The organism is Pseudomonas sp. H3_C08, assembly GCF_054669455.1.
On the sequence record NZ_CP162803.1, the window covers coordinates 3538323 to 3556485 of the forward strand.

The 18163-nt window shown below is 60.4% G+C and carries 18 protein-coding genes and 1 pseudogene; 10 read left to right on the top strand and 9 right to left on the bottom strand.

The window, feature by feature from the left end; translation table 11 throughout:
- The first annotated feature begins 156 nt into the window (after positions 1–156).
- Both AB4N74_RS16200 and AB4N74_RS16205 read left to right on the top strand, forming a co-directional pair.
- Entirely contained in the window at positions 157–2910 is a 2754-nt protein-coding gene (locus AB4N74_RS16200; protein WP_093442290.1) for a response regulator, read from the top strand.
- A gap of 82 nt (positions 2911–2992) precedes the next feature.
- The gene (locus AB4N74_RS16205; RefSeq protein WP_257355917.1) at positions 2993–3982 is read left to right on the top strand and encodes a 2-hydroxyacid dehydrogenase; all 990 of its coding nucleotides are present in this window, start codon (positions 2993–2995) and stop codon (positions 3980–3982) included.
- Between the two features lie 12 nt (positions 3983–3994).
- On the opposite strand, the gene AB4N74_RS16210 is transcribed toward AB4N74_RS16205, so the two are convergent.
- Positions 3995–4453 (bottom strand): hypothetical protein, encoded by a 459-nt coding sequence (locus tag AB4N74_RS16210; RefSeq protein WP_460091939.1) that lies wholly within the window; start codon positions 4451–4453, stop codon positions 3995–3997.
- A 133-nt stretch (positions 4454–4586) separates the two neighbouring features.
- On the opposite strand from AB4N74_RS16210, the gene AB4N74_RS16215 reads away from it, so the two are divergent.
- On the top strand, positions 4587–5021 hold the full coding sequence (locus tag AB4N74_RS16215; protein ID WP_093442198.1) for a hypothetical protein: 435 nt from the start codon (positions 4587–4589) through the stop codon (positions 5019–5021).
- Positions 5021–5425, top strand: a complete 405-nt coding sequence (locus AB4N74_RS16220) for an META domain-containing protein (protein ID WP_093442194.1) — start codon at positions 5021–5023, stop codon at positions 5423–5425. The genes AB4N74_RS16215 and AB4N74_RS16220 overlap by 1 nt, the downstream gene beginning before the upstream one ends.
- Positions 5426–5685: 260 nt before the next feature.
- Here AB4N74_RS16220 and AB4N74_RS16225 read toward each other — a convergent pair whose 3' ends face one another.
- On the bottom strand, positions 5686–6153 hold the full coding sequence (locus AB4N74_RS16225) for a TlpA disulfide reductase family protein (RefSeq protein ID WP_007917494.1): 468 nt from the start codon (positions 6151–6153) through the stop codon (positions 5686–5688).
- A gap of 113 nt (positions 6154–6266) precedes the next feature.
- On the opposite strand from AB4N74_RS16225, the gene arsC reads away from it, so the two are divergent.
- From arsC to AB4N74_RS16240, 3 genes are read left to right on the top strand one after another with little or no spacing between them, the layout of a single operon-like run.
- Complete coding sequence (gene arsC, locus AB4N74_RS16230; protein ID WP_093442189.1) at positions 6267–6620, top strand: arsenate reductase (glutaredoxin); 354 nt, start codon at positions 6267–6269, stop codon at positions 6618–6620.
- Complete coding sequence (gene wrbA / locus AB4N74_RS16235) at positions 6617–7213, top strand: NAD(P)H:quinone oxidoreductase (RefSeq protein ID WP_093442184.1); 597 nt, start codon at positions 6617–6619, stop codon at positions 7211–7213. Before arsC ends, wrbA begins: the two co-directional genes overlap by 4 nt.
- Before the next feature lies 1 nt (position 7214).
- On the top strand, positions 7215–7640 hold the full coding sequence (locus AB4N74_RS16240) for a DUF2069 domain-containing protein (protein ID WP_093442178.1): 426 nt from the start codon (positions 7215–7217) through the stop codon (positions 7638–7640).
- 98 nt (positions 7641–7738) lie between these two features.
- On the opposite strand, the gene AB4N74_RS16245 is transcribed toward AB4N74_RS16240, so the two are convergent.
- Positions 7739–8413 (bottom strand): DNA-3-methyladenine glycosylase I, encoded by a 675-nt coding sequence (locus AB4N74_RS16245; RefSeq protein ID WP_460096635.1) that lies wholly within the window; start codon positions 8411–8413, stop codon positions 7739–7741.
- Positions 8414–8563: 150 nt separating this feature from the next.
- Complete coding sequence (gene ttcA / locus AB4N74_RS16250) at positions 8564–9388, bottom strand: tRNA 2-thiocytidine(32) synthetase TtcA (protein WP_093442168.1); 825 nt, start codon at positions 9386–9388, stop codon at positions 8564–8566.
- Positions 9389–9676: 288 nt separating this feature from the next.
- On the opposite strand from ttcA, the gene AB4N74_RS16255 reads away from it, so the two are divergent.
- Entirely contained in the window at positions 9677–10279 is a 603-nt protein-coding gene (locus AB4N74_RS16255) for a Yip1 family protein (protein ID WP_007917515.1), read from the top strand.
- Between the two features lie 127 nt (positions 10280–10406).
- A pseudogene (locus tag AB4N74_RS16260) lies at positions 10407–10900 on the top strand (SprT family zinc-dependent metalloprotease).
- Positions 10901–11009: 109 nt separating this feature from the next.
- Here the strand turns inward: AB4N74_RS16260 and AB4N74_RS16265 are convergent.
- Positions 11010–12191, bottom strand: a complete 1182-nt coding sequence (locus AB4N74_RS16265; RefSeq protein WP_460096638.1) for a CaiB/BaiF CoA transferase family protein — start codon at positions 12189–12191, stop codon at positions 11010–11012.
- Between the two features lie 145 nt (positions 12192–12336).
- Positions 12337–13671, bottom strand: coding sequence for a dicarboxylate/amino acid:cation symporter (locus tag AB4N74_RS16270; RefSeq protein WP_016987435.1), 1335 nt, complete (start codon positions 13669–13671; stop codon positions 12337–12339).
- A 352-nt stretch (positions 13672–14023) separates the two neighbouring features.
- Here AB4N74_RS16270 and AB4N74_RS16275 point away from each other — a divergent pair, with 352 nt between their 5' ends.
- Positions 14024–15022 carry an AraC family transcriptional regulator gene (locus AB4N74_RS16275; protein WP_320336506.1) on the top strand — a complete coding sequence of 333 codons (999 nt, stop codon included), beginning with the start codon at positions 14024–14026 and terminating at the stop codon, positions 15020–15022.
- Positions 15023–15383: 361 nt separating this feature from the next.
- Here AB4N74_RS16275 and AB4N74_RS16280 read toward each other — a convergent pair whose 3' ends face one another.
- From AB4N74_RS16280 to AB4N74_RS16290, 3 genes are all read right to left on the bottom strand, one after another.
- On the bottom strand, positions 15384–16730 hold the full coding sequence (locus AB4N74_RS16280) for an ATP-binding protein (RefSeq protein ID WP_095051103.1): 1347 nt from the start codon (positions 16728–16730) through the stop codon (positions 15384–15386).
- Positions 16727–17404 (bottom strand): response regulator transcription factor, encoded by a 678-nt coding sequence (locus tag AB4N74_RS16285; protein ID WP_093442145.1) that lies wholly within the window; start codon positions 17402–17404, stop codon positions 16727–16729. Before AB4N74_RS16285 ends, AB4N74_RS16280 begins: the two co-directional genes overlap by 4 nt.
- A 150-nt stretch (positions 17405–17554) precedes the next feature.
- Complete coding sequence (locus AB4N74_RS16290; protein WP_460096642.1) at positions 17555–18157, bottom strand: hypothetical protein; 603 nt, start codon at positions 18155–18157, stop codon at positions 17555–17557.
- Positions 18158–18163 lie beyond the last annotated feature (6 nt).

Sequence of the window (18163 nt, forward strand, 5' to 3'; positions counted from 1 at the left end):
CAAGGTTGACCGAGCTGACCAACGAGCAGCGACGCCCTGCCCCGACGCGAGCGCATTTTTCCGGAGATTGCCCGCGAGCAAATCGCTACACTGCGCCAATGTCGCGTGCCGGATGCACGCATGAGTCAACAGATCAGCGGGATGCAGGAGATAGGCGTGCTCAAGAAACTGGGAATCAAAGGTCGCGTGTTATTGCTGACCTTGTTGCCGACCAGCCTGATGGCGCTGGTGCTGGGTGGTTATTTCACCTGGACGCAGCAGGCCGACTTGCAGACCCAATTGATGCAGCGCGGCGAAATGATTGCCGAGCAACTGGCGCCGCTGGTGGCACCCGCCATGGGCCATGGCAACAGCGAATTGCTGGAGCGCATCGCCACGCAATCCCTTGAACAGCCGGACGTACGCGCGGTGACCTTCCTCGCCCCGGACCGCTCACCGCTGGCGCATGCCGGCCCGACCATGCTCAATCAGGCACCCAGCGGCGACAGCGCGCATTTGCAACGGCGCAGCGGCAATGACGCGACGCGTTACCTGATGCCGGTGTTCGGCAAACATCGCAACCTCGCCGGCGAACTGATCCCGGAAGAATCCGAGCGACTGCTTGGCTGGGTCGAATTGGAGCTGTCGCACAACGGTATGTTGCTGCGCGGTTATCGCAGCCTGTTTGCCAGCCTGCTGCTGATTGCCGCGGGTCTGGCGGGCGCCGCCCTGCTGGCGTTGCGCATGGGCCGCACCATCAACCGGCCGCTGAGCCAGATCAAACAAGCCGTCGCGCAACTCAAGGACGGCCATCTGGAAACGCGTTTGCCACCGCTCGGCAGTCAGGAGCTGGATGAACTGGCCTCCGGGATCAACCGCATGGCCGGCACCCTGCAGAACGCCCGCGAAGAACTGCAACACAGTGTCGATCAGGCCACCGAAGACGTGCGCCAGAACCTTGAAACCATCGAGATCCAGAACATCGAACTGGACCTGGCGCGCAAAGAAGCGCTGGAGGCGAGCCGGATCAAATCCGAATTCCTCGCCAACATGAGCCACGAAATCCGCACGCCGCTCAACGGCATTCTCGGCTTCACGCATCTGTTGCAGAAAAGCGAACTGACCCCGCGCCAGCTCGATTATCTGGGCACCATCGAAAAGTCTGCCGACAGCCTGCTGGGGATCATCAACGAGATCCTCGACTTCTCGAAAATCGAGGCGGGCAAACTGGTGCTCGACCATATTCCGTTCAACCTGCGCGACCTGTTGCAGGACACCCTGACCATCCTCGCCCCCGCCGCACACGCCAAGCAATTGGAGCTGGTCAGTCTGGTCTACCGCGACACGCCGCTGTCGCTGGTCGGTGACCCGTTACGCCTGAAGCAGATCCTCACCAACCTGGTCAGCAACGCGATCAAGTTCACCCGCGAAGGCACCATCGTTGCCCGCGCGATGCTTGAAGATGAACACGAAGACAGCGTGCAGTTGCGCATCAGCATTCAGGACACCGGCATCGGCCTGTCGAATCAGGACGTGCGCGCGTTGTTCCAGGCCTTCAGTCAGGCCGACAACTCGCTGTCGCGGCAACCGGGCGGCACCGGCCTCGGGCTGGTGATTTCCAAGCGTCTGATCGAGCAGATGGGTGGCGAAATCGGCGTCGACAGCACACCGGGCGAAGGCTCGGAATTCTGGATCAGCCTGAGCCTGCCAAAAACCCGTGACGACGCCGAAGACTTGCCGGCCGCGCCGCTACTCGGGCGCCGCGTGGCGGTACTGGAAAGTCATGAACTGGCGCGTCAGGCCTTGCAACATCAACTGGAAGATTGCGGCCTCGATGTCACGCCGTTCAATACATTGGAAACCTTGACCAATGGCGTCACCGGCGCGCACCAGACCGATCAGGCGATTGATCTGGCGGTCATTGGCATCACCAGCAACGACATGCTGCCCGAGCGTTTGAATCAGCACATCTGGGACCTCGAACATCTGGGCTGCAAAGTGCTGGTGCTGTGCCCGACCACCGAACAGACGCTGTTCCATCTGTCGGTGCCGAACCCGCACAGTCAGTTGCAAGCCAAGCCGGCCTGCACGCGCAAACTGCGTCGCGCGCTGGCCGATCTGGTCAACCCGCGCCAGCCGCGCAATGAGCCGGGGGAACCGCTGTCGAGCCGCGCGCCGAAAGTGCTCTGTGTCGACGACAACCCGGCCAACCTGCTGCTGGTGCAAACCCTGCTCGAAGACATGGGCGCCAAGGTGCTCGCGGTGGAAAGCGGCTACGCGGCGGTCAAAGCCGTACAAAGCGAGTCCTTCGATCTGGTGTTGATGGACGTGCAGATGCCGGGCATGGACGGCCGCCAGAGCACCGAAACCATTCGCCAGTGGGAAAGCGAGCGGCATTGCACACCGCTGCCGATCGTCGCCCTCACCGCCCACGCCATGGCCAACGAAAAACGCGCGTTGCTGCAAAGCGGCATGGACGATTACCTGACCAAACCGATCAGCGAACGGCAACTGGCGCAGGTGGTGCTGAAATGGACCGGCCTGGCCTTGCGCAATCAAGGGCCGGAGCGGATCAGCGACAGCGCGGCGGGCAATAATGAACTGCCGGTGCTCGATCATGAGGAAGGTTTGCGCCTGGCCGCCGGCAAGGCTGATCTGGCGGCAGACATGCTGGCCATGTTGCTCGCCTCACTGGAAGCCGACCGCGAGGCCATCCGCGCGGCGTGCGAAAACCGCGACCAGAATGCATTGATCGAACGCGTCCATCGCCTGCACGGTGCCACCCGTTATTGCGGCGTACCGCAATTGCGCGCGGCCTGCCAGCGCAGCGAAACCCTGCTCAAGCAGGACGACCCCAAGGCCGTGGCAGCGCTGGAAGAACTGGAGCGCGCGATCAACCGGCTCGCGGCACAAGCGAAGATCAGCGCCTGATCCACGGCAATGCCGGCCAACACCGGCAGCGCTAAAGTGGGTTCGGGTGATTCAATCCGTGTCGATGTTCCAGGAGGATTTCATGCGCACGCTCGTTTTCAGTAGCCAGACCTATGACCGCGACAGCTTTCTCGCCACCGCTTGCCCGACAGGTATCGAGCTGCATTTTCAAGCGGCCCGGCTCAGCCTCGATACGGCAGCGCTGGCCGATAAGCATGAAGTGGTCTGTGCGTTCATCAATGATGATCTCAGCGCTCCCGTGCTGGAGCGCCTGGCTGCGGGCGGCACGCGTCTGATTGCCCTGCGCTCGGCGGGCTACAACCATGTCGATCTGGCCGCAGCGAAACGTCTCGGACTGGCCGTGGTGCGCGTGCCGGCCTACTCGCCGCATGCGGTGGCCGAACACGCCGTGGCGCTGATCCTGGCCCTCAACCGTCGCCTGCACCGTGCCTATAACCGCACCCGTGAAGGCGATTTCAGCCTGCATGGCCTGACCGGTTTCGACCTGGTCGGCAAAACCGTGGGGATTGTCGGCACCGGACAGATCGGCGCCACATTCGCGAAAATCATGCACGGCTTCGGCTGTGAGTTGCTGGCCTACGATCCATTCCCGAATCCGGATGTGCTGGCGTTGGGCGCACGCTATCTGAGCCTGCCGGAACTGCTCGCGCAGTCGCGGATCATCAGCCTGCACTGCCCGCTCAACGAGCAAAGCAAACACCTGATCAACCGCGACTCACTGGCGCACATGCAGGCGGGCGCCATGCTGATCAATACCGGCCGTGGTGGGCTGGTCGACACACCGGCACTGATCGATGCCTTGAAGGACGGCCAACTCGGCTATCTGGGGCTGGATGTCTATGAGGAAGAGGCACAACTGTTTTTCGAGGATCGCTCCGACCTGCCTTTGCAGGACGATGTGCTGGCGCGATTGCTGACCTTTCCCAACGTGATCATCACCGCGCATCAGGCCTTTCTGACCCGCGAAGCACTGGGCGCCATTGCCGCAACCACCCTGCACAACATCGCGACCTGGGCGGCGGGAACGCCACAGAACCAGGTCGAGGGCTGAGATTTTTTGCGCTTATTTCGGTGAAAGCGAAGACGCCAGAATCAGCAGCGCCAGCCAGCCGAAACCAAAAAAGCGCTGTTTCATCGAGTGGCCGTAGCGCAGCAGGAACCAGACGAAAACCATCGGCAGCAGGAAGATCATGATCTTCAGCCAGCCTTCCACCGGACGACTGCCATCGGCATTGGCCTGCTCAGTGGCCGGTTGCTCGGTTGGCTGCTGGCGCCGACGCCGCGCGGCGGCCGGCATGACTTTCGGTAAAGGTTGCGGTTCAGGCGCTGGTGCAGTGACTTCGGGCACAGCCTTGTTACGCGGCAGACTGCCAAAAGAAATCGTCGAAGGCTGAGCCGGGGCCTCAGCTGCCTGCGCCTGGGCGTGAGCGGTTTGCTCCGCCATCGGAGCTCCACAATGAATGCAGGCCGAGGCTTCGGAGCTGATGCTCTTTTTGCATTCATAACATTCGATCAGCGCCATGTTCCGTTCCTTCAGATTCGAGGCCGGCAGTTTGCCATGAGTGTCGCGGTATTTGAACCGGATCGAAGGTCGTACGCGCGCATCATTCTGCAATCAACCCCGTGCTAGCATGTCGCGCATATTTGGAGGACCCATGGTCGAACACGATTTCCGCTACACCCTGATGAACCCGCAACACACCCTCACCGAATGCCGCGCCCTCGTTCCGGGCCGCTATCAGGTCACCGGCAATGGTGGCTCGATTCGCATCGGTGACGCGCTGTTGGTCACCCTCAAAGGCAGCAAGGACTTGTCCATGCGCCTGACCGTTGAAACCGTCCGCCATCTGATCAACCCGCCGGGCCAATGGACCGCGATGACCACTGGCCCGGTGTTCGGCGAACTGGCGATCCACACCTGGCAGGTCAATTGCGACAGCTGCGCCAAAGAGCTGAGCTTCGAATTTGCCGTGGACGCCAAACTCGGTAAGGCCGCCGAGAAACCGGCGGCCACCGCGCGCATCGCCGAGCTGGGCTGGAAAGCCGTGGGCGACAAGCACCTGTGCCCGAAATGCCAGGAGCCTGCGTGATGAAACGGCTTGCCCTGACCGCTATGGTCGGTGTGGGTCTGGTGGGTTGCGCGGCAGAGCCTGTGCAACTGCAACAGAACCGCAGCTACATTCTGGAGTGGATCGGCGAGCGCCCGCTGATGGATTACAGCCATCTGACCGTGACCCTGGGCGATGATGGCCGCGCCTACGGCAACGGCGGCTGCAACCATTGGTTTGCGCCGTATACGCTGGACGGCGACAAGCTGACCTTCGGCAAGATCGGCAAGACCCGCAAACTCTGTGCACCGGCGTTGATGGAGCAGGAACAACGCTTCCTGCAGGCGCTGGAACACGTCGAGCGCTGGGACATCTCGCCGATTGAGCAGATGCGCTTCTGGCCGGCTGAAGGCAAGCCGTTGCGTTGGTGGCTGGAAGAAGGCTAAAAAGCCCTCACCCTAGCCCTCTCCCAGGGGGAGAGGGAACTGATTGGGGGATATTGGAGAGCTACGCCGACCTGAAAGGCCTATGCCGAATCCATAATCGACCGGATTTTGCTTTGGCGACCCCATAATCGACCTGATCTTGCCTTGGCGAATCTACAATCGACTCGATCTCTCAGGTCGATGTACCTGGCCAGACACCTCGGTCGGCTCCCTCTCCCTCTGGGAGAGGGCTGGGGTGAGGGTCGCTCTTTAGCGGCAACTCACTTGGTTGCCTGCAACGCCTCCAGCTTCGCCATCACCCCCGCCGCCGTCTGCTCGCCCATCAACTGCTCACGCACCTTGCCTTTATTGTCGATGATGTACGTCACCGGCAGCGCCTCACTGCGCGGCAACTCAAACAACTCCGCCGGATCCTGCGCCAGCACGGTGAACTTGATGCCCAGTTTTTCACTGGCGTCTTTCAGCTCCACACCTTGCACATTGTCAAAGTTGACCCCGAACACGCCGACGTTCTTGCTCTTCAGCTCGTCAGCCAGATGGTTGAGCTCCGGGATCTCGGTGCGGCACGGGCCGCACCATTCGGCCCAGTAGTTGAGCACCACCCATTGCTTGTCGAGACGTTCGGACGCGACCTTCTGACCGTTCTGGTCGATCCCGTAATCATTGCCGCAGCCCCCCAGCATCAACGCCCCGATTATCGTCAATGCCGCTGCCAATCGCCGTGTCATGTCGTGTTCCTTGTGAAAATTTGAAGGCGCCTGCGACCCATTGCCTCCGAAGGTTCTGGATTGCGCGCTGCACAGTTAGAATAGCCGCCACTTTACGCCAGAAGCGACCCGCCATGACCGATCTGACGCTTTATCACAATCCGCGCTGCTCGAAATCCCGCGGCGCGCTGGAACTTCTTGAAGCCCGCGGCCTGACCCCGAACGTCGTGCGGTACCTCGAAACCCCGCTGAATGCAGCGCAAATCAAGGCCCTGCTCGGCAAGCTCGGGATCAGCGCTCGGCAGTTGCTGCGCACCGGGGAAGATGAATACAAAATGCTTCAACTGGCTGACGAAAGCCTCAGCGAAGCGCAATTGATCGACGCTATTGCCCAGCATCCAAAACTGATGGAGCGACCGATTCTCGAGGTTGGCGACAAAGCGGTGATCGGTCGCCCACCCGAGAATATCCTGGAGTTGCTGCCGTGAGCGCGCCGTACATTCTGGTGCTGTATTACAGCCGCAACGGCTCGACCAACGAGATGGCCCGGCAGATTGCCCGCGGCGTCGAGCAGGCTGGCCTCGAAGCGCGCCTGCGCACCGTGCCGGCAATCTCCACCGAGTGCGAAGCCGTGGCCCCGGCCATCCCGGACGAAGGCGCGCTGTACGCAACGCTGGATGATTTGAAGAACTGCGCCGGTCTCGCCCTCGGTAGCCCGACGCGTTTCGGCAACATGGCTGCGCCACTGAAGTACTTCCTCGACGGCACCAGCAACCTGTGGCTGACCGGCGCCCTCGTCGGCAAACCGGCTGGCGTGTTCACCTCCACCGCCAGCCTGCACGGCGGTCAGGAAACCACCCTGCTGTCGATGATGTTGCCGCTGCTGCACCACGGCATGCTCATCACCGGCTTGCCGTACAGCGAGTCGGCGCTGCTGGAAACCCAGGGTGGCGGCACGCCTTACGGTGCCAGTCATCACGCCGGAGCGGACGGCAAAAAAGGCCTTGATCAACACGAAGTGGCGCTGTGCCGTGCGTTGGGTCTGCGGCTGGCCAAAACCGCTCAGAAACTGGTGGGCTGAGATGGCGAAGAAGCCGAAGATTCTGCCGAGTGTCGAGTGGCTTGAGCCACGGGTGAAGGCAATGCGGGTGCTCAGCCTGCTGAGCTTTTTCGCCCTCGCCGGTCTGCTCGCGGCCTACTATCTGCTGTTCGCCGACCTGCACGGCGCGCGGCCATGGGTGATTCTGCTGGTCGAGCTGATCCCGTGGATCGTCCTCGCCCCGGCGATGATCATGGGCAGCGCCCGTGGGCATTCGTGGATGTGCTTCGTGGTGAATCTGTATTTCATCAAAGGCGCACTGGCGGCGTATGACCCGAGCCGACATTGGTTTGGGGTGCTGGAGATGATCGCGAGCCTGGCGGTGTTCTGCTCGGCGCTGTTGTATGTGCGGTGGCGGTATCAGTTGAATCGTAAACTGGCTGGCGAGGGCGAGATCAGCGTCGCCTGACGAATAGCTATCGCGAGCAGGCTCACTCCTACAGGGGATCTGTGGCGTTCACAAATCCCTGTAGGAGTGAGCCTGTTCGCGAATGGGGCGACGCGGTCTTAATGGTTGACGGTGTACGCGAGCATCATCGAAATCTGGCTCATGGCCCGCCCGCCACTCTGTTCGTGCCACTGGTTGAACACATCCTGCACGATCGCCAGATCGCGCAGACTGGTCGGCACCTTGTCGACGATCTTCTGTGCATTCAGCGCCGCAACCACGTCGTAGCTCGGCACGAACGTATCCTTGCCGACCATGCGCAAAAAGCGTGGCGCCGACAGCCCGCCCAATTGATGGCCGTGCTTTTTCAGGTACGTCCACAGGCCGACGATATCGGTCACCGGCCAGTCGGCAATCAACGCGCCAAAACTGCCCTTGTCTTTCTCGACATCGAGGATGAACTGCGCATTGCGCGGCACGCTCTTGAGCTTGCCCAGGTGACGGATAATCCGCGCATCCTGCATCAGGCGTTCAAGATGTTCGGCGCTCATCAGCACGACTTTTTCCGGGTCGAACTTGAAGAACACTTCTTCGAAGGCCGGCCACTTGGCGTCGACCAGACTGTGCCTGAGGCCGGCACGGAACACGCGCAGGGCCATGGTCGAGAGGTAACGGTCGTCGCTGATCTTGCGCAATTGCGCAGGGGTCTTGGGAACGGGCAGATGGGCTTCCAGTTCAGCCGCCGAACCGAAGCGGTTCAGACAGTATTCGTGCAGCCACTTGTAATCGCGCATGCCCTCTCCTGGGAATTGAAAATGAAATTCTACCTTTGAACACAAAACACTGTGGGAGCGAGCTTGCTCGCGAAAGCGGCATGTCATTCAACATTGATGCCGGCTGACACGACGCCTTCGCGAGCAAGCTCGCTCCCACAGGGAATGGGTTTACAGGTTGACGACGTTGACGAAGCGCGAAGCCGCGGTCTCGTCGATCTTCAGGCTGGTGAAGTCGAACAGGTTGCGGTCGGCCAGTTGCGACGGAATCACGTTCTGCAGGCTGCGGAAGATGCTTTCGGTACGGCCCGGGGTCTTGCGTTCCCAGTCCTGAAGCATTTCCTTGACTACCTGACGCTGCAGGTTTTCCTGCGAACCGCAGAGGTTGCACGGGATGATCGGGAATTCCTTGAAGTCCGAGTACGCCTGAATGTCTTTCTCGTTGCAGTAGGCCAGCGGACGAATCACCACGTTGCGGCCGTCATCGGCGCGCAGCTTCGGCGGCATGGCCTTGAGGCTGCCGTTGAAGAACATGTTGAGGAAGAACGTCTCGACGATGTCGTCACGGTGGTGACCGAGAGCCATTTTCGTCGCGCCGATCTCATCGGCAAAGGTGTACAGCGTGCCGCGACGCAGGCGCGAGCACAGCGAGCAAGTGGTCTTGCCTTCCGGGATCAGTTCCTTGACCACCGAGTAGGTGTCTTTCTCGACGATGTGGTACTCGACGCCCAGCTCTTTCAGATAGGCCGGCAGCACATGCTCGGGGAAGCCCGGCTGCTTCTGGTCCATGTTCACCGCAACGATCTCGAACTTGATCGGGGCAACCTTTTGCAGGTGCAGCAGCACGTCGAGCATGGTGTAGCTGTCTTTGCCGCCGGACAGGCAGACCATGACCTTGTCGCCATCTTCAATCATGTTGAAATCGGCGACCGCTTCGCCGGCCAGACGGCGCAGGCGCTTTTGCAGTTTGTTCTGGTTGACCGTAAGAGTGCCCATGACGCGAAATCCGTGAGGTGTGACGAAAGGCCGGCATTTTACGCAAAAACCCCGGGGTTGTGGGCACAGGTTGTCGCGGCCAGCCGACGGCGCGTTAACAGACCCCGAGGCGATTACCCGCCCTGTTTACAGCGCGATTTGCTCTAAGCCCCTAATACCTGTGCGGGTAAGACCTTTCTATACTGCGACATAAGGTCGCACACATCTGAAGACCTGAATTTGCTCGGCCACCTTGGCCCGTAGGCGCTCCGTTGGGGGGCGATGGCAATAACAAGAGGAGTGACTGGCATGATCCATCACGTAGTGGGACTTTTTACCCACCCCGATCAGGAATGGAAGGAAATCCGTGGCGACCAAGAGGAAAGCATCAGCCACATGTACCTCACTCACACGCTGATTCTGGCGGCGATCCCCGCTGTCTCGGCGTTTATCGGTACTACACAAGTCGGCTGGGTGATCGGCAACCGCGCGCCGGTGATGCTCACCGTCGAAAGCGCGATCTGGATGACGGTCATGTCGTATCTGGCCATGCTCGGTGGGGTCGCGGTCATGGGTGCTTTTGTGCACTGGATGGCCCGCACCTATGACGCCAATCCGAGCCTGGCCCGTTGCGTGGCGTTTGCCACTTACACCGCAACACCGTTGTTTGTCGGCGGCCTGGCGGCGCTGTATCCGCATATGTGGCTGGGGATGATCGTCGGCACGGCGGCCATCTGCTACACGGTGTATCTGTTGTATGTGGGGCTGCCGACGTTCATGAACATTCCGTCGGACGAAGGTTTTCTGTTCTCGAGCTCGGTGCTGGCGGTGGGTCTGGTGGTGCTGGTCGCCATCATGGCGTTTACCGTGATCGTCTGGGGGCTGGGCGTGGGGCCCGTCTATACCAACTGACTCGATAAGCCAATCAGAGGCCGCCGCAAGGCGGCCTTGTCGTTTGCGCGATGACCATTCGGCAGCTTGGCGATTCGCAAGTGCACAGGGTTGCGGCATACTCGACGCCTCTGGAGATCCATCAAGCATGCCCGAGCAACTCAATACCCGCGTCGAAGACTGTTACCAACTCGCTGAATCCTTTTTCAAACGCTCTTTCCCACGCCCTGTCGTCAGCCTCAAGCTGCGCGGGCAAAAAGCCGGTGTCGCGCATCTGCACGAGAACCTGCTGCGCTTCAATCCTCAGCTGTACCGGGAAAACACCGAACATTTCCTCAAGCAGACCGTGGCCCACGAAGTCGCGCACCTGATCGCCCATCAGTTGTTTGGCGAGCGTATCCAGCCGCATGGCGAGGAATGGCAACTGATCATGCGCGGCGTTTACGAACTGCCGCCGGATCGCTGCCACACCTATGAATCAAGCGCCGCAGCGTGACCCGCTATATCTACAAATGCCCGTGCGCAGAAAGCGATTTTCCGTTTTCGGCACAGCGCCATAGTCTGGTGCGGCAGGGGCGGCGATATTTGTGTCGCCGATGCCGCAACACGTTGGTGTTCAGTGGTGAGATGCGCGTCGAATAGTCAGTGTTGTGTTGCCCTGAATGGCCCCATCGCGAGCAGGCTCACTCCTACATTTGGAATGCATTCCCCTGTAGGAGTGAGCCTGCTCGCGATGGGGCCCAAACGGGCACTAGATAATGACTTTGGCAGAACGCAATTCGGCAATCCGCTCAGCACTAAACCCCAACTCGCCCAACACCTGATCCGTATGCTGCCCCAACGCCGCGCCAACATGCCGCGGCGCCGGCAACGCCTCGGAAAATTTCAACGGGCAGGCCATCTGCGCCTGCGTCGAGCCATCCCCACGCGGCACCTGCGTCACCAGTTTCCGCGCCTGCAATTGTGGGTGGCGCACCGCCTCACCCAGACTCAACACCGGCTCGACACACGCATCGATCCCGGCAAACATCTCGCACAACTCGGCAAAGTCATGTTTTTCAAACTCGACCGTCAGCGCGTATTTCAACGCCCGCTGTTGTTCAGGCTTGGGCGACAGGCCCTGCGCGGCCAACTCCGGCCGCCCCAGCGCCGCACACAATTGCTGCATGAACCCCGGTTCCAGACTGCCCACCGACATCCAGCGTCCATCGCGAGAACGGTAATAATCGTAGAAGCTGCCGCCGTTGAGCATCTGCTCTTCCCACTCTGGCTCTTCGCCGCAAGCCAGATAGCCGGCACCGGCCATGGCATTCAGGCTGAACGCGCAGTCAGTCATGCTCACATCCAGGTGCGTGCCCTGCCCCGATTGCTGACGGGCAATCACTGCCGCGAGCAAGCCGATCACCCCGTGCAGCGAACCACCCGCCACGTCCGCCACTTGCATGCCCAGCGGCAACGGCCCGCTATCGGCACGGCCGGTGTAACTGGCAAGGCCGGCCAGCGCCAGGTAGTTAATGTCATGCCCGGCGCGATCCTTGTACGGCCCGGTCTGGCCGTAACCGGTGATCGACACGTAAATCAGCTTCGGGTTGATCGCCTTCAGCGCCTCATAACCCAGGCCCAGGCGCTCCATCACACCGGGGCGAAACTGCTCAAGGACGATGTCGTAATCGCTCAGCAGCTGCTTGATCACTTCCAGCGCCTCGGGTTGTTTCAGATCCAGGGCCAGGCTGCGCTTGTTGCGATTGAGGTAGGCGTGACTGGCCGATACTCCGCCATCATGCGGCGGCAATACCCGCAGCAGATCCAGGCGCGTCGGCGACTCGATGCGCAGCACTTCAGCGCCCATGTCCGCCAGCAACAGCGAGGCGAACGGCCCCGGCAGCAATGTCGAGAAATCGAGGATCTTCAGTGAGGCCAGCGGTGCGGACATGGGCGAACTCCTTGAGCGATGCACTCAGCCTAGGCAGCGATGCCGTGTACGGCAATCACCGGAAATGTCAGCGGGTGTGACCGTTACGCTCAAACAGCAGGCAAGAAAAAACCCGCCGAAGCGGGTTTTTCCAGGCAAGCAGTGCTTATTTCACATTGCTTGGGGTTGGGCCTTCAGCCACACCCAGGTCATCTTCAGGACGGGTATCAGCGATACCACGACCGCCCGAGGCCAACTCGGTTTGCAGCGTGTCGGTGTCCAGCTCTTTCACCCACTTGGCAACCACGATGGTCGCAACAGCGTTACCCACCAGGTTGGTCAATGCGCGAGCTTCGGACATGAAGCGGTCGATACCGAGGATCAGCGCCAGACCGGCTACCGGCAGGTGACCGACCGCCGACAGGGTGGCAGCCAGCACGATGAAGCCCGAACCGGTCACGCCAGCCGCACCTTTGGAGGACAGCAGCAACACCACCAGCAGGGTGATCTGATGGGTGATGTCCATGTGCGTGTCGGTGGCCTGGGCAATGAACACGGCAGCCATGGTCAGGTAGATCGCGGTGCCGTCGAGGTTGAACGAGTAACCGGTCGGGATCACCAGACCCACTACCGATTTCTTCGCGCCCAGACGCTCCATCTTGATCAGCATGCGTGGCAGTACCGATTCCGACGAGGAAGTGCCGAGGACGATCAGCAGCTCTTCACGGATGTAACGAATCATCTTCAGCACGCTGAAACCGTGCATGCGGGCGATACCGCCGAGGACGATGAGGATGAACGCCAGGCAGGTGATGTAGAAGCAGATCATCAGTTGACCCAGCTGCACCAGCGAGCCGACACCGTAGGCACCGATGGTGAAGGCCATCGCACCGAAGGCACCAATCGGCGCAAGCTTCATGATCATGTTGATGATGTTGAACATCACGTGGGCGAAGCGATCGATGAAGTCGAGGATCGGCTTGCCGTAGGCACCCAGGCGATGCAGGGCGAAACCGAAGATCACCGAGAACATCAGCACTTGCAGGATGTCACCGGTGGCGAACGCGCCGACGATGGTGGTCGGGATCACGTTGAGCAGGAAGCCGACAACGCTTTGGTCAGCACCTTGGGCTACGTAGGTGGCGACTTTCGAAGCGTCGAGGGTGGCGACGTCAATGTGCATGCCGGCGCCCGGTTGCACGACGTTGACCACGACCAGACCAACCAGCAAAGCGATGGTCGAAACGATTTCGAAGTACAGGAGTGCGTAACCGCCGGTCTTGCCGACCGATTTCATGTTCTGCATGCCAGCGATACCGCTGACCACGGTGCAGAAGATGATCGGGGCGATGATCATTTTGATCAGCTTGATGAACCCGTCACCCAGCGGCTTTACCGCGACACCGAACTGCGGGTAGTAGTGACCGAGCGCAATACCGATGATGATTGCGATGATCACCTGGAAATACAGGGATTTGTACAGTGGCTGACGAGTCGTCATTGCAAGTGTCCTCAAGCGTCCCGCGTGGCAACATCCATCTGTTGGCCGCGAAACCTGAATTGCGAACCCTCCTGCACTGGAGGGATTTGTTGTTCGAGCGGCGCCTCTCCGGGCGGGATAGATGCACGCTTCTGTCGCTGTTATCGCAAACCTCGTGCCACTTTGGTGCAATTGCCTGCAAGCCTTTTGATATCAGGTATTACAGGTGCATGGATGTCACCGTCCCGTTACTCAAGTGTGGCGGATTTCCGCCAACTCGCCGCTTCTCGTCCTACAATTTGGCGGAAATCCGCCTTGTAGGCGCGCCCAGCCGCCGGCTACCATCCGGCGCCTGAGAAAGGATCTGCCGCTTATGCGCGAACGCACCATCGCCAGCCATTTCGCCCGTGCCGCCCTCGGTGGCGCGCGTCGCCAGGGGTTCGATTACTCGGGCCTGCTGCTGCAACTGGGCATCAGCCCGGAACTGCTCGACGAGCCGCGCGCGCGCATCGCTCCGGAACAATTCACCCGGTTGATTCAGGGCCTGTGGCTGGCGCTGGACGACGAATACCTGGGTTTCGGCAATGCGCCGAGCAAACCCGGCAGTTTCGCCATGATGTGCCACGCCTCGATCCACTGCCGCAATCTGGAGAAAGCGCTGCAACGGGGTTTATTGTTTTATAGCCTATTCCCCGAAGCCCCGCGCCTGAGCCTGACGCGCGAAGACGAATGGGTACGTTTGAGCCTCGATGATTCGCAAATGTGGGACCCGGATCACTTTCTCACCGAGAGTTTGCTGGTGATCTGGCATCGTCTGGGCAGTTGGCTGATTGGCCAGCGGATTCGCCTCGAACAGGCGACTTTCAGCTATCCCCGGCCCGAACACGGCGCTGAATATGACTTGTTGTTCCCCTGCCCGCTGACTTTCGGCACCGAGCAAAGCAGCCTTTTATTCCACAGCCGTTATCTGTCTATGCCGCTGTTGCAGGACGAACGCACGCTCAAACATTTTCTCGAACGCTCCCCCGCCGACCTGCTCTCACGCCCGGACGACGGCGACAGCCTGAGTAGCCGTCTGCGCCGTTTGCTCAGTCGCGACACGGCACGCTGGCCGGATCTTGAGGCAGTGGCGGCGCATCTGCACATCAGCCCGCAGACGCTACGCCGGCACTTGCGCGAGGAAGGCAGCAGTTTTCAGGAGTTGAAGGATCAGTTGCGGCGGGATATCGCCATTTATCATTTGGGCCGTGCGGATCTGTCGTTGCAGCAGATTGCCGAGCAGTTGGGGTTTTCCGAACCGTCGGCGTTTCATCGGGCGTTCAAGAAGTGGACCGGGCTGACGCCGGGGGCTTATCGGGCGCAGGAGCAGTGAGGCACAAAAATCAAAAGCCCCTCACCCTAACCCTCCCGAAACGTCGGACCGCCCGGAGGGAGAGGGGACTGATTGGGGGATGCTCAAGATGTACGCCGACCTGAACGCTCTCTACTGAATCCATATTCGACGCAGATCGCTCAGGTCGATCATTTTCCAATGACACTTTGGTCAGTCCCTCCCCCCCAAGGAGAGGGGACTTGGGGGATGCTCAAGAAGTACGCCTGCCTGAAACTTCGCGTTTGAATCCATAATCGACTGGCTATTTCAGGTCGATGTATAACGCCAGACACCTCGGTCGGCCCCTCTCCCTCTGGGCGGTCCGACGTTTCGGGAGGGCTGGGGTGAGGGCAACTCCCGATCACACCGCCGGAAAATGAATCCTGAACGCCGCCCCCCCCATCGGTGAATCCCCCAGCGCGAGTTTGGCGTTGTAGCTTTCAATAATGTCCTTGACCACCGCCAACCCGATCCCCTGCCCCGGATGCTGGGCATCCAGCCGCTCGCCACGCTCGAGAATCCGCGCACGCTGATCCGGCGGCACGCCCGGGCCGTCATCTTCGACGCACAGTTCGATCCCGGCGAGGGTCTCGCGCACGCTGATGCGCACCTCGCCCAGACACAGGCGATAAGCGTTTTCCAGCAAGTTGCCCATCATCTCCAGCAAGGCACCCTGCTCGATCGGCACATAGCAATGCTCGGGTAAATCAAACGCCACCCGCACATGTTTATCGCGATAAACCTTGTCCAGCGTATCGCAGAGGCTTTTAAGCACCGGTTGCAGGCGCACCTGGTGCCGCACCAGTCCGCTTTTGCGCAAACTCGCCCGTTGCAGTTGGTAGCTGATCTGCTGGCTCATGCGTTCGATCTGGCTTTGTAGCACCCAGGCCTGATCGCGCTCTTCGGGACGTTGAGCCATGTCCTCGCTAACCCCTTGCAACACCGCCAATGGCGTTTTCAGGCTGTGCGCCAAATCATCGAGGGAATCGCGATAACGACTACGTTGCTGCCGTTCGCTGTGCAGCAAACGGTTGAGCGAGCCGGTCAGGCGCAGCAGTTCGCGTGGATGTTGTTCGGTGAGGCTTTCACGGGTGCCGCCTTCGATTTCGTCGAGTTCCTGACTGAGCCGGCGCAAGGCTTTGAGGCCCCAGGTCAGGCCGATCCACAACAGCGCCAGCAACACGAGTAACGCAGCGCCGAAGCCTAGATAAAGATTTTCACGCAGGCCTTCAAGGGTGGTTTCGTACTCGCGCACCGGTTGCAGGGCGACGATGCTGAACGCCGCGCTTTTGCCGCCGAGCAATTTCACTTCAACGTCGTAGACGAAGAATTCCTGGCCGTTGGTTTCACGAATCCGCGCGAACTCGTTACCGAGACCGTCGTAACGCGGTTTGTAGTTGATCTGCTCTTCCTGGGTGGCTTTCGAGCGCCACACCAGATGCCCTTCGCGGTCGTAGATGTAGCCGAGCAAACGGAAGTCGGTGAGATTGAAGCGCTCATCCGGCAGTTGCGTCGGCATCACCAGCCGACCGTTTTCAATGCGCGCGGCCGAGATCAGCGTGGTCACGTCCGAAGCCAGCCGCTGCTCAATGGAATCCTGCAAGGCGAGGCTGAACGCGCCTTGCATCGCCGGCAGCAAGGCAAGCATGAACAACACCGCCAACGTGGTGGCGGCGAGCATCAAGCGAACGCGAAGGGAACGAATCAAGTGCAGCGCTCATTGAACAGGTAGCCGAGGCCGCGCACGGTGTCGATCGGCTTGAACCCGGCCGGGCCTTCGAGTTTGCGCCGCAGACGACCGACCAGCACTTCGATGACATTCGGATCGCGCTCGTCGTCGTCCGGGTAGAGCTGCTCCATCAAGCGATCCTTGGGCACCACTTGCTGGTGATGGCGCATGAGGTATTCGAGGATGCGGTACTCGTAGGCGGTCAGCGCCAGCGGTTGCTCGTCGAGGCTCGCCTGTTTGCGATTGAGGTCGAGCAGCAGCGGCCCGGCGACGATGGTCGACTGGGTGAAACCGCTGGAGCGGCGCAGCAAGGCGTTCAGGCGCGCGTCGAGTTCTTCGAACTGGAACGGCTTGACCACGTAATCGTCGGCGCCGGCGGCGAGGCCTTCGACCTTGTCCTGCCAGTTGCCGCGCGCGGTGAGGATCAGAATCGGGAAGGTCTTGCCAGCCGCGCGCAATTGGCGAATCAGGTCGAGACCGCCCATACCCGGCAAGCCGAGATCAATCACCGCCAGGTCAAAGTTGAACTGTCCGGTCTGGTACAGCGCCTCTTCGGCATTGGCCACGGACTCGACCACGTGACCACTTTCTGTCAGGCGGGTTTGCAGGTGATGGCGCAACAGCGCTTCATCTTCGACGACCAACAGTTTCATAAAACTCTCCCGGATAAATCAGAATCTCCAGTCACACACCTGTGGGAGCGAGCCTGCTCGCGAAGGCTGTGTGTCAGTCGATAAATTGATCGACTGATTCACCGCTTTCGCGAGCAGGCTCGCTCCCACATTGAACCTGCTGGCAACTCCTTAGAAATTGTAGTTAGCCGACAGGTAAGTCTGCGCGCTGCTGGTCAAATCCAGCGAACCTTGCTTGCTGCCACCGCGTTCGCTCATCTCGGTGCTGGCATTGCTGCGCAGGTAACGGTAACCGAGTTCGACCGAAGTGTTTTGCGATACTTGTTGCAACACACCGAGCTGACCGCCGACGGCGTAACCGATATCACTGTCGCGGCTAAAGCCTGGCGATTCCTGAGTCAGCTTGGTCAAACCCGCCGTCGCGCCACCGAACAACTTGGTGCTGCCGCCTACCGGGTAGAACAGATCGTAGCTGCCCAGCAGGTTTTCCTGACGCAGTTTAATGCCATTGTGCGAGCCCGACACGTTGTCGTAGGTGGCGTAGTAGCGACCCTGGCTGTTTTGCTGACCGAGGCGTACGCCGTAGGTGTTGTTACCGTCGATGGCGCCGGTGGCGTTCGGGTGGTCGAGGCTGTTGTTCAGTGCGTGGGACTTGTTGATCTTGTCGCTGGTCTGGCCGAAGGACAGGCCGGCGAAGTTCGAAGTGGTGTCAGCCTGGGCCGCGATACTGGCGCTCATTACGGTCAATGCCAGCAACAGTTTGTTAAAAGTCATGGGTAT

What these genes read in the sequence shown, in the direction of transcription:
- AB4N74_RS16270 (WP_016987435.1), bottom strand. Translation starts at nt 13,671, where the DNA reads ATGACGACTCGTCAGCCACTGTACAAATCCCTGTATTTCCAGGTGATC.
- AB4N74_RS16245 (WP_460096635.1), bottom strand. Translation starts at nt 8,413, where the DNA reads ATGCGCGATTACAAGTGGCTGCACGAATACTGTCTGAACCGCTTCGGT.
- AB4N74_RS16225 (WP_007917494.1), bottom strand. Translation starts at nt 6,153, where the DNA reads ATGACACGGCGATTGGCAGCGGCATTGACGATAATCGGGGCGTTGATG.
- AB4N74_RS16275 (WP_320336506.1), top strand. Translation starts at nt 14,024, where the DNA reads ATGCGCGAACGCACCATCGCCAGCCATTTCGCCCGTGCCGCCCTCGGT.
- AB4N74_RS16210 (WP_460091939.1), bottom strand. Translation starts at nt 4,453, where the DNA reads ATGGCGCTGATCGAATGTTATGAATGCAAAAAGAGCATCAGCTCCGAA.
- AB4N74_RS16215 (WP_093442198.1), top strand. Translation starts at nt 4,587, where the DNA reads ATGGTCGAACACGATTTCCGCTACACCCTGATGAACCCGCAACACACC.
- ttcA (WP_093442168.1), bottom strand. Translation starts at nt 9,388, where the DNA reads ATGGGCACTCTTACGGTCAACCAGAACAAACTGCAAAAGCGCCTGCGC.
- AB4N74_RS16220 (WP_093442194.1), top strand. Translation starts at nt 5,021, where the DNA reads ATGAAACGGCTTGCCCTGACCGCTATGGTCGGTGTGGGTCTGGTGGGT.
- AB4N74_RS16205 (WP_257355917.1), top strand. Translation starts at nt 2,993, where the DNA reads ATGCGCACGCTCGTTTTCAGTAGCCAGACCTATGACCGCGACAGCTTT.
- AB4N74_RS16265 (WP_460096638.1), bottom strand. Translation starts at nt 12,191, where the DNA reads ATGTCCGCACCGCTGGCCTCACTGAAGATCCTCGATTTCTCGACATTG.
- AB4N74_RS16285 (WP_093442145.1), bottom strand. Translation starts at nt 17,404, where the DNA reads ATGAAACTGTTGGTCGTCGAAGATGAAGCGCTGTTGCGCCATCACCTG.
- AB4N74_RS16255 (WP_007917515.1), top strand. Translation starts at nt 9,677, where the DNA reads ATGATCCATCACGTAGTGGGACTTTTTACCCACCCCGATCAGGAATGG.
- arsC (WP_093442189.1), top strand. Translation starts at nt 6,267, where the DNA reads ATGACCGATCTGACGCTTTATCACAATCCGCGCTGCTCGAAATCCCGC.
- AB4N74_RS16240 (WP_093442178.1), top strand. Translation starts at nt 7,215, where the DNA reads ATGGCGAAGAAGCCGAAGATTCTGCCGAGTGTCGAGTGGCTTGAGCCA.
- AB4N74_RS16290 (WP_460096642.1), bottom strand. Translation starts at nt 18,157, where the DNA reads ATGACTTTTAACAAACTGTTGCTGGCATTGACCGTAATGAGCGCCAGT.